This is a genomic window from Rhodoferax sp. (assembly GCF_011391645.1).
In the GTDB taxonomy this organism is placed as follows: Bacteria; Pseudomonadota; Gammaproteobacteria; order Burkholderiales; family Burkholderiaceae_C; genus Rhodoferax.
The window spans coordinates 1-8857 of the sequence record NZ_JAABQC010000108.1 but is presented as its reverse complement, the minus strand read 5'-3'; the positions used below and the strand labels follow the sequence as shown (position 1 = coordinate 8857).

The 8857-nt window shown below is 59.6% G+C and carries 10 protein-coding genes; 7 read left to right on the top strand and 3 right to left on the bottom strand.

Annotation, left to right across the window (positions count from 1 at the left end; genetic code table 11):
• The 3 genes from GPS82_RS12075 to GPS82_RS12065 form a co-directional block, all read left to right on the top strand.
• Positions 1-1786: DNA topoisomerase III (locus tag GPS82_RS12075; RefSeq protein WP_296495043.1), on the top strand; the 1786-nt coding region annotated here is incomplete at its 5' end.
• Between the two features lie 74 nt (positions 1787-1860).
• Positions 1861-2151: an ORF6N domain-containing protein gene (locus GPS82_RS12070; protein ID WP_296495041.1), complete on the top strand. Its 291-nt coding sequence runs from the start codon at positions 1861-1863 to the stop codon at positions 2149-2151.
• Between the two features lie 3 nt (positions 2152-2154).
• Positions 2155-2355, top strand: a complete 201-nt coding sequence (locus tag GPS82_RS12065) for an ORF6N domain-containing protein (RefSeq protein WP_363717553.1) — start codon at positions 2155-2157, stop codon at positions 2353-2355.
• A gap of 19 nt (positions 2356-2374) precedes the next feature.
• Here the strand turns inward: GPS82_RS12065 and GPS82_RS12060 are convergent, their stop codons facing one another.
• The 3 genes from GPS82_RS12060 to GPS82_RS12050 form a co-directional block, all read right to left on the bottom strand.
• Positions 2375-3655 (bottom strand): type II toxin-antitoxin system HipA family toxin, encoded by a 1281-nt coding sequence (locus GPS82_RS12060; RefSeq protein ID WP_296495037.1) that lies wholly within the window; start codon positions 3653-3655, stop codon positions 2375-2377.
• Positions 3652-3948 carry a helix-turn-helix transcriptional regulator gene (locus tag GPS82_RS12055; RefSeq protein WP_296495035.1) on the bottom strand — a complete coding sequence of 99 codons (297 nt, stop codon included), beginning with the start codon at positions 3946-3948 and terminating at the stop codon, positions 3652-3654. Before GPS82_RS12055 ends, GPS82_RS12060 begins: the two co-directional genes overlap by 4 nt.
• A gap of 74 nt (positions 3949-4022) precedes the next feature.
• A complete protein-coding gene (locus GPS82_RS12050; protein ID WP_296495033.1) occupies positions 4023-4640 on the bottom strand; it encodes a ParA family protein in 618 nt (205 codons plus the stop codon).
• 181 nt (positions 4641-4821) lie between these two features.
• Between GPS82_RS12050 and GPS82_RS12045 the strand changes: the two genes are divergently transcribed.
• The 4 genes from GPS82_RS12045 to GPS82_RS12030 are packed head-to-tail and all read left to right on the top strand — an operon-like array spanning position 4822 to position 8722.
• Positions 4822-5889: an extracellular solute-binding protein gene (locus GPS82_RS12045; protein ID WP_296495029.1), complete on the top strand. Its 1068-nt coding sequence runs from the start codon at positions 4822-4824 to the stop codon at positions 5887-5889.
• Positions 5890-5891: 2 nt separating this feature from the next.
• A complete protein-coding gene (locus GPS82_RS12040; RefSeq protein WP_296495027.1) occupies positions 5892-6989 on the top strand; it encodes an ABC transporter ATP-binding protein in 1098 nt (365 codons plus the stop codon).
• A gap of 3 nt (positions 6990-6992) precedes the next feature.
• Positions 6993-7856, top strand: a complete 864-nt coding sequence (locus GPS82_RS12035) for an ABC transporter permease (RefSeq protein WP_296495024.1) — start codon at positions 6993-6995, stop codon at positions 7854-7856.
• Positions 7853-8722, top strand: a complete 870-nt coding sequence (locus GPS82_RS12030) for an ABC transporter permease (protein ID WP_296495022.1) — start codon at positions 7853-7855, stop codon at positions 8720-8722. The genes GPS82_RS12035 and GPS82_RS12030 overlap by 4 nt, the downstream gene beginning before the upstream one ends.
• The last annotated feature ends 135 nt before the right edge of the window (positions 8723-8857 follow it).

Genomic DNA, 8857 nt, shown 5'->3' with positions numbered 1-8857 from the left:
CAATGCCAAGGTCAGCGACCACTTTGCCATCATCCCGACGCTGCAGGCACCGCACGGCTTGAGCGAGACCGAGCAGAAAATTTACGACCTGGTGGTGCGCCGCTTTATGGCGGTGTTTTTCCCGGCCGCCGAATACCAGATCACCACCCGTATCAGCACCGCAGTCGGCCACAGCTTCAAGACCGAAGGCAAGGTGCTGGTGAAACCGGGCTGGCTGGCGATTTACGGCAAGGAAGCCGCCGAAGAAGCCAAGGACGGCGACGACAAGAACCCGGGCAACCTGGTGCCGGTGGCTCAGGGCGAGCGCGTCAAGGCCGAATCGGTCGACCCCAAGGCCCTGAAAACCCGGCCGCCGGCGCGCTACACCGAGGCCACCCTGCTCGGCGCCATGGAAGGCGCCGGCAAGACCGTGGAAGACGACGAGTTACGCGAGGCCATGCAGGAAAAGGGCCTGGGCACACCCGCCACGCGTTCCAGCATCATCGAGGGCCTGATTTCCGAGGTCTATATGCTGCGCGAGGGCCGCGAGCTGATTCCCACCGCCAAAGCCTTCCAGCTGATGACGCTCTTGCGCGGCCTGGATGTGCAGGAACTCACCAAGGCCGAGCTCACCGGCGAGTGGGAATTCAAGCTGGCGCAAATGGAGCACGGCCAGCTCAAGCGCGAAACCTTCATGGCCGAGATCGCCGCCATGACCGAGCGCATGGTCAAGAAAGCCAAGGAATACGACCGCGACACCATTCCGGGCGACTTTGCCACGCTGCACACACCCTGCCCCAGCTGCGGCGGCGTGGTGAAAGAAAACTACCGCCGCTACGCCTGCACCGGCGCAGATGGCAAAAGCGACGGTTGCGGCTTTTCGTTTGGCAAAACCCCGGCAGGCCGCACTTTTGAGCTGGCCGAGGTCGAGCAGTTTTTGCGCGAGCGCAAAATCGGCCCGTTGAGCGGTTTCCGCTCCAAGGCCGGCTGGCCGTTCACCGCCGAGATGGTCATCAAGTTCGACGACGAAACCAAAAACTACAAGCTGGAATTCGACTTTGGCGACGACAAAGCCGGCGAGGAATCTGGCGAGCTGATCGACTTTTCGGCGCAAACCAGCCTTGGCGCCTGCCCCAAATGCGGCGCTGGCGTTTTCGAGCATGGCAAAAACTACGTCTGCGAAAAGTCGGTTCCCACACACGCGCAAGCCACACCGAGCTGCGACTTCAAGACCGGCCAGATCATCCTGCAACAACCGGTCGAGCGTGAGCAGATGGTCAAGCTGCTGAGCACCGGCAAGACCGACCTGCTCGACAAGTTTGTCTCCATGCGCACCCGGCGCGCCTTCAAGGCCATGCTGGCCTGGGACGCGGCCGCGGGCAAGGTGAACTTCGAGTTTGCCCCGAGCAAGTTCCCGCCGCGCAAAACCGCTGCCACACCGCTGACCAAAGCGGCCGTGGCGGCCAAAGCGGGTACGCCGGCCAAGGCCGCAGCCGCGAAAAAAGCGGTGAAAGCACCGGCCAAAAAAGCGGCCAAGGCGGCTGCCGCCAAAGCGCCGCGCAAGGCACCCGCCGCAGGCAGCGCGGGCTCGACGCCCAGCGCCGCCCTGGCCGCGGTGATTGGTGCCGAGCCGGTGGCGCGCGCACAAGTCATCAAGAAACTGTGGGATTACATCAAGGCCAACAACTTGCAGGACGCCGCCAACAAACGCGCCATCAATGCCGACGCCAAGCTGCTGGCCGTGTTTGGCAAGCCGCAGGTGACGATGTTTGAGCTGGCGGGCATTGTGGGCAAGCATTTGGGGTGAGGTGGCACTTGAGCGACTGCCACAACGTTATCGAATAGGGTCGCAATTTGCGACTTTAGACAAATGGGTTCCTCATGAGTTTGCTGATTCCTGCCCGCATTGAAAGTCGCATCCTGACCTTACGCGGTGTTCGCGTAATGATTGACTCAGATTTGGCCGAGCTTTACGGTGTGCCTACCAAAGCGTTGAATCGGCTCAACGCGGGTTTGAATTGGCTTGCAGAACCGCTCATGAACGCGCCTATTCCCCAATCGCCAAGGAGTCGATTTTCAGTTTATGCGGAAGATCCCATGCGTCCCCCACGTTTAGACTCTGGCCGTGGCCAAGCTGCATCGTCGTCCCTACGGCCATATTGGCTCTGTTGATTATTGCTCTCGCAAATTCTACAGGGGGATACAGCCCTTTATAGGCAGAGCGACGATTTGGCCGACCTTTACGGTATGCCTACCAAAGCGTTGAATCAGGCCGTGAAACGTAATTTGCAACGCTTCCCGCCAGACTTAATGTTTCAGCTCAACGCTTCGGAGAAAGCGAAGATTGTCACGAACACAACTGCGGCAGATTTTTAAAGCCTTGCGCGCACCCAGATCACCGTAAAACCGAAGCTGACTTGCCAAGCGATGTGGCCATGGCCTTCAATTGCTGCGCGGCATCGGTGTGATGAATCGTGCAGCCATGCGACCAGAGCTCAAGCATTCTTTGTGCGGTTGGGATAAAGCTGGGGTGCTGAGCCGCCTTGGTCACCACGTCTTGCCCCACACTGAGCATGGCACCGAGCAAACGGGCGCTGGTTTCGGCTTGAAACTTCGCCGTCACAGCGCATCGGTCGGCCAACTCATTCAGGTTTTTTTTCACAAACCAACGCTTGACTCCACCGAAACTCAAGGCCGGTGCATCAAGCGCATCGCCGTTTTGCGCCGGTGGTGCATAGACCGACATGGACAACATGTCAAAAACGGGAGACAAGCGCACGTCGTTGGCGCTTGAATAGACAAAGCCAAAATTTTTCAGGTGAGCATCACCATTGCGAATGGCCATGCAGGCCACGTAGTGCGCGTAAAACTGGTCCAAAGCCCCCCTTCTTTGGTCAGGTGGGCAGAACTCTTCGATCTTCTTGATGATTTTTTCAACCGAGCCAGAAAACTTGTCGCCCGCATTGAGCGCCAGCATGGCGCACATGTCCTCAAAGCCCAGGTTGACACCAGGCGCAAGCACATCAAAGCGGCGAATGGCCAGGCGATCGGCATCTTCAGAGAGCTGGAACTCGGGCACGGGCAAGCCCATTTTTTGCGCCATGCTCAAACCAAAATACTCATTGAGGATCAAGTGGGGGTGGTCATCGTCGTTGGACTTGATGATCCAGTGGTCAAAAATCAGGGTGCTTTTCCCATTTTTGGACTGATCCGGCAACGGGCTTTTCGCCAGAAATTTGGGGAAGCCACCTGACACGCCAGAGGTGTCAGCGTGCTCCTCTAAAAAACGGTCAACGATTTCTTTGGAGCTGCTCTGGAGCAAGGTGTGCAAGTCCTCGAACGGACTTTGGGCTGACAGAGCCGACCCGTGGGGAGCCAGCTTGATGCGACCCACCAAATGCGCCCCAACTACCGACAGCAATGCCATGTCGCCAAAATAATCAAAATGCTTGGCAAATTTTTTTGTCAAAAACTGCTTGAGCGCGCCCTCGGGCAGGCTAACCTGGAACACCGGGTGCAGTGCGGCATGAACCCAGCTCTCAAGGCGCACCGGCATCAGCAGCGACACTGCATGACTGCTTGTCACATTGGCTTGGTACGTGAACACAAAACGGTTGACCTCAACTTGTTCCAGCGTGCCAACCAGCGCCTGGTTGACATACACATCGAGCTTCATCGCACACCGCCAAAACGCTCTCTTGCATTTTGGGCGTTCATGTCATCCAGCGTGGGGACGTGGGCACTGGCAGCCTGCATGACGATGTCCAGACAAGTGTGCAGCCGCCGCAAGGTGCTGAGGTTGCAGTCACCCCCTTTTTCGATCATCAGCAATGCCCGGCGGCTGATCCCCGCCGCCTTCGCCAACTTGGCCTGGCTCCAGCGCAGTTGCTTGCGTTTGGCCATCACCGCGCCTACCAGGGGGTCCAGATGATCGAGGTTTGGCAAGGGTTTGTCGCTTTGGGTGCGCATGATTTATGTAATTTCTAGATCGCTATTTAAACATGTTTATCAAAAATAGTGATCTTTAAATTACATTTAAACCGCTACTGATCCAGCCAGCGGCAAATGGGCTCCCACTGGGCCAGGTCACGCGCCACGCGCTCGGGCGGCAGGTCAAACACGGTGAGGCCGCGCGCCGCCAGCTGCACGTAGTTTTGCGTGTCGCGTAGCGTGCCCAGCACCGGCAGGCCGGTGGATGCGACAAAGGTTTGCAATTGCTCGGCGGCGCGGGTGCGCTCGTCCACGCGCATGGCCACAATGCCGATCTGCGTTTTGCTGCCCTGGGCGCGTTCGGCCAGTTCATCCAGAAAGTCACGCGTGGCAAAAATATCGAACACGCTCGGCTGCAGCGGTACCAGCACCTTGTGGGCGCGCTTGAGGATCTCCTTGAACAGTTTGCCATGCAGCCCGGCAGGCGTGTCCAGCACCACATGGGTGGTGCCCTTGGGCGGTTTGGCAATCTGGTCATGTCCCAGTTCCCAGTTGCTGATGGCGCGGGCGTTGTCCGGGCGCAAGGACAACCAGAGTTTGCTCGACTGCTGGCGATCGGCGTCACCCAGCATCACAGGATGGCCCTGGCTGGCAAAGTAGCCGGCAATGTGGGTGGACAATGTGGACTTGCCCACGCCTCCCTTAGGGTTGGCAACGACGACAACTGGCATGGATGAAACCTCCTGAAAGACGAAAGACTGATGTTAACGATAACAGCGACCCAAGGGAAAACCCGTTGACTGCCGGGCGCGACTGACATCAAAATGTCACTTGGCTGACATAACATCAACTTTCGGGCCTGTGTGCCTGATTTGTTGCTCAGATCCCATTGACCCACTTCAAGGATTCACCATGAAATTGCGCTACTCATTGATCACGGCCGGCGTTGTTGCGCTCGGCCTTGCCGGCTCAGCCCTGGCCCAGGAAAAAACCTTGCGCCTGCTCACCTGGGCCGACTACGCGCCCAAAGACATCGTGGCTCAATTCGAGAAGGAAAGCGGCTACAAGGTCGAACTGACCCTGTCCAACAACGAAGAAATGATCTCCAAACTGCGCGCCACCGGTGGTGCCGGCTTTGATCTGGCCCAGCCGTCGCAAGACCGCATCACCGGGCCTCAAGCCGAATTTGGCATTTACAAGCCGATGGACCTGAGCAAGCTGAAAAGCGAGCTGTTCATCCCATCCATGCTCGAAGCCACCAAGAAAAACACCACGCTGGCCGGCAAGGTGTACGGCCTGCCGCACATTTGGGGCACCGATGGCCTGGTGGTCAACACCAGCCTGACCAAAATGGCCGATTACCCAGACCTGTGCCGTGCCGATGTCAAGGGCAAGACCGCCGTGCGCCTGAAACGCCCGACACTGCTGGCGTTTGCCTTCGCCTCCGGCAAGGACCCGTTTGCGCTGTACGGTGACGCCAAAGCCTATGGCGCATTGATGGATGAGGTTGGCAAGACCATGATCGCCTGCAAGCCCAACCTGAAGTTCTTCTGGGACAACAAAGACCAGTTGCTCAACGGCATGCGCACCGGCGAAATCGTCGGCGCCATGATGTGGGACACAGGCGGCTGGAAACTGAACGGCGAAAAAGCCGAAATCCAGTTCATCGCGCCCAAGTCTGGCGCACTCGGCTGGATCGACACCTTTGCCATTCCGGCCAAAGGCAAGAACGATGCCGCCGCCTACGCCTGGATCAACTTCAACATGCGCCCTGAAATTGCTGCCAAGGTGGCGGGTTCTGCCGGCAACTTCACCGCCTCCAAGGGCGCTGACCAGTTGATGGATGCCAAGCTGAAAGCCCAGTTTGCCGCCAGCTTCCCTGAAGCCGCGCTGAAAAACGTCAAGTGGTACCCGGCCGTGCCCGCCGGCATTGAAGAGATCGAGGGCCGCGTGCTGGACCGCGTCAAGGCGGCCAACTGATTTTGACGACTCAGCCTGACCTGCAGGCCACCCGCGTGGCCAAGCATTACGGTGCTTTCCGCGCGGTGGACGAGTTGTCATTTGAGGTGGCGCGCGGCAGTTTCTTTTCGATCCTCGGCCCCTCGGGCTGCGGCAAGACCACGCTGCTGCGCATGATTGCCGGGTTTCTGGAGCCCGACTCGGGAAACATCCACATTGGTGGAAAAGACACGCACGGCGTGCCGCCCAACAAGCGCCCGGTCAACATGGTGTTCCAGCACCTGGCGCTGTTCCCGATGATGAACGTGGGCGACAACGTCGGCTACGGTCTGGCGCGCCGGGGTGTGGCCAAAGACGAGATCAAGCGCCGCGTGGGCGAGATGCTGGAGCGTGTCAGCCTGGCCGGAGCGCAAGACAAGCGGGTGGACCAGCTCTCGGGCGGGCAAAAACAGCGTGTGGCGATTGCCCGCAGCCTGGTGCTGGAGCCCACACTGCTGCTGCTCGATGAGCCGCTGGGCGCGCTGGATCTGAAGCTGCGCGAGCACATGAAGATCGAGCTCAAACAACTTCAGGCCGCCTTTGGCACCACCTTTGTCTACATCACGCACGACCAATCCGAGGCGCTGGTGCTGTCGGACCATGTGGCAGTGATGAACCATGGCCGTTTTGAGCAGGTGGGCACGCCACAGCAGCTGTATTACGAGCCGCAAACGCCGTTTGTGGCGGGTTTTGTCGGCGCCAACAACCGCATCGCGGGCCATGCCGCAGAAGTCAAGGACGGGACGGTGACCGTGGCCAGTGCCGAAGGCATGGTGATTCCGGCGCGGGCCATCGGCAAGATTGCGCGTGGCGATGCAGTCGAGGCCTTTGTGCGGCCTGAAGTGGCGCGGCTGGCTCGCCAAAGCGCCCTGCTGGCAGACGCCGGATTGACCCATTTCAGCGCCCGCATCACCAGCCTGCTGTTTGATGGCGCCAACTCGGCGGTGTTGCTGCAAGAAACCAAGTCCAACACCGAATTCCGCATCGCACTGCCGCAGACGGGTGAATTTGCCGACCTGACAGTGGGTGAAACCGTGGCCTTTGGCTTTGACCCGCAACGGGCGGTGTGTTTTGCGAGTTGAGCCGTGAAAGCCCAAGCCCGGCTGATGCTCTTGCTGCTGCTGACCCCGGCGCTGTTGTGGCTGGTGGGCTTGATCGTGCTGCCGCATGTGGAACTGGGCATCTTGTCGCTGCGTGAGCGCGTGGCGCCACGCGTGTACGAACCCAGCCTGGCGCAATACGCCACGTTTGTCGAAGAGCCGCTGTACTGGCACACCTTTGTGCGCACCGCCCTGATGTCCATCGTGGCCACCGCCATCACGCTGCTGATGGCTTTCCCCGTTGCCTGGACGATTGCCAAGCTGGTGCGCGGCAAGTCCAAATCCATGCTGTTCATCCTGTGCCTGATCCCGTTTTGGGTCAGCGAGACGGTGCGCACGCTGGGCTGGATGATTTTGCTGCGCGAATCCGGCGTGTTGCCCGCCGTGCTGGTGGGCCTGGGTGTTACGCCCGCGCCAGTGGAAATGCTCTACCACGACGCCACCATTCTGGTCGGGCTGGTCTACACCTCGATGTTGTTCATGGTAATTCCGCTCATCAGCGCGCTGGAAAGCCTGGACGACTCGCTGATCGAAGCCGCCTACGATCTGGGTGGCAATGGCTGGTCGATCCTGCGCCAGATCATCATTCCGCACGCCGCACCCGGCATCGTGGCGGGCTGCATCGTGGTGTTCATGCTCACGCTTGGCAACTACCTCACGCCGACGCTGCTGGGCGGCAAGAATTCGCAGTGGTTCACCGAGCAAATCTACACCCAGTTCATCACCCGCTTCAATTGGGAGCAGGGCGCGGCGTTCGGCTTTTTGCTGCTGGGCTTGTCAACGGCCATCGTCTGGGCCGGCTTGAAGCTCAGTGGTCAAAAGTTTGGTGAGGTGATGCGAAAAACATGATTGCCTCATTGCCCCGACCCTTGTGGCTGCGCGCCAGCACCGTGGTTTACGGTGTGGCGTTTTTTACCTTCTTGTTCCTTCCGCTGGCGGTGGTGGCGGTGTTTGCCTTCAATGACGCGCCCTATCCGGCACCGCCCTGGCGCGGCTTCACACTGGACTGGTTTTTTGGCCATGAGGGCGCGGGTCGCACCGGCCTGTTTGCCGACAGCGCCATGCTCGGCAGCATCTGGACCAGCGTGGTGGTGGCATCATGGGTCACGCTGCTTTCGGTGCTGGTGGGCACTGCCAACGCGTTTTTGATCGAGCGCACGCAGTTTCGCGGCAAGCAGGCCTTGAGCCTGCTGATGCTGGCGCCGCTGGTGATCCCCGGCGTGATCCTTGGCATCTCGATCCTGGCGTTTGCCAGCCGTATCGCCAACCTGGCCGATGATCTGTGGGGGCTGGAGCTGGAGTTCTTGCGCCCGGGCCTGCCGCTGGTGGTGCTGGGCCAGTTTTCCTACATCGCCTCCATTGCCACCCTGACCATCTCGGCGCGCCTGAAACGCTTTGACATCACGCTCGAAGACGCCGCCTTCAACCTGGGTGCCTCGCGCGCCGCCGTGCTGTGGACCATCACCCTGCCGTACCTGAAACCGGCGCTGATCGGTTCTGCCGCCATCTCATTTTTAATGAGTTTCGAGAACTTCAACACCACGCTGATGCTGGTCGGCTCGGATTCGCCGCTCACGGTGATGATGTACGGCCGCATGCGCGAAGGCGCCACGCCGGTGCTCAACGCGGTGAGCTTGCTGCTGATGGTGGCATCGGCGGTGCTGGCGCTGACGCTGATGCGGGGCGCGAAGCCGGAATCCAACTCAAGCCCCTGAATCCGGCGGATGGCTAAAAAAGCCTGCCATTGCGCGCACGTTCACTTTAAGTTGCCCAGAAGTGACATTTGTTAATCCTGCGTTAAGACTCAAGGCATAGACTGCATCGCATCTATGACTTCTCTTCACCTGCTG

Bases quoted from the DNA above. Each gene is read 5' to 3' on its own strand.
- GPS82_RS12050 (WP_296495033.1), bottom strand. From the start codon at position 4,640: ATGCCAGTTGTCGTCGTTGCCAACCCTAAGGGAGGCGTGGGCAAGTCC.
- GPS82_RS12070 (WP_296495041.1), top strand. From the start codon at position 1,861: ATGAGTTTGCTGATTCCTGCCCGCATTGAAAGTCGCATCCTGACCTTA.
- GPS82_RS12060 (WP_296495037.1), bottom strand. From the start codon at position 3,655: ATGAAGCTCGATGTGTATGTCAACCAGGCGCTGGTTGGCACGCTGGAA.
- GPS82_RS12045 (WP_296495029.1), top strand. From the start codon at position 4,822: ATGAAATTGCGCTACTCATTGATCACGGCCGGCGTTGTTGCGCTCGGC.
- GPS82_RS12055 (WP_296495035.1), bottom strand. From the start codon at position 3,948: ATGCGCACCCAAAGCGACAAACCCTTGCCAAACCTCGATCATCTGGAC.
- GPS82_RS12030 (WP_296495022.1), top strand. From the start codon at position 7,853: ATGATTGCCTCATTGCCCCGACCCTTGTGGCTGCGCGCCAGCACCGTG.